The sequence below is a fragment of the Vibrio sp. 1078-1 genome (genome assembly GCF_033340475.1).
Map to the genome: position 1 here is coordinate 1 of NZ_JAWOWM010000638.1, position 582 is coordinate 582.

Here is a 582-nt window from a genome sequence, read left to right on the forward strand (position 1 = left end):
AGCTATTCAAATGCCACCTGGCTATTCTCTAGAGTGGGGCGGTGAGTATGAGTCTTCAGGTGATGCTCAAGAGTCTCTGTTCACAACGATGCCAATGGGCTACTTGTTCATGTTCTTGATCACCGTGTTCCTATTCAACTCGATTAAAGAACCGCTGATTGTTTGGCTCACTGTGCCACTGGCATTGATTGGTGTCACCACGGGCTTGTTGGCACTCAATACGCCGTTTGGCTTTATGGCGTTACTGGGCTTTTTGAGCTTATCCGGTATGGTACTCAAAAACGGCATTGTTCTGCTCGACCAAATTGAAATTGAGATGAAGTCGGGGAAAGAGGCGTATGACGCAGTGGTTGATGCGGCAGTCAGTCGTGTTCGCCCAGTGTGTATGGCAGCGATCACCACCATTTTGGGTATGATTCCTCTTCTACCTGATATCTTCTTTAAACCGATGGCGGTAACGATTATGTTTGGTTTAGGTTTTGCCACCATCCTGACACTTATTGTCGTGCCAGTGTTGTATCGTCTGTTCCATAAAGTGTCGGTGCCGAAATAGGCTTAATGTAAAGTAACGATGTAAAGTTC

1 protein-coding gene is annotated in these 582 nt (G+C 46.4%); it reads left to right on the forward strand.

Annotated elements, in window-relative coordinates; all coding sequences use genetic code 11:
• The coding region (locus R7190_RS29235) for an efflux RND transporter permease subunit (RefSeq protein WP_318138120.1) at positions 1-553 on the forward strand (553 nt) is incomplete at its 5' end.
• Positions 554-582 lie beyond the last annotated feature (29 nt).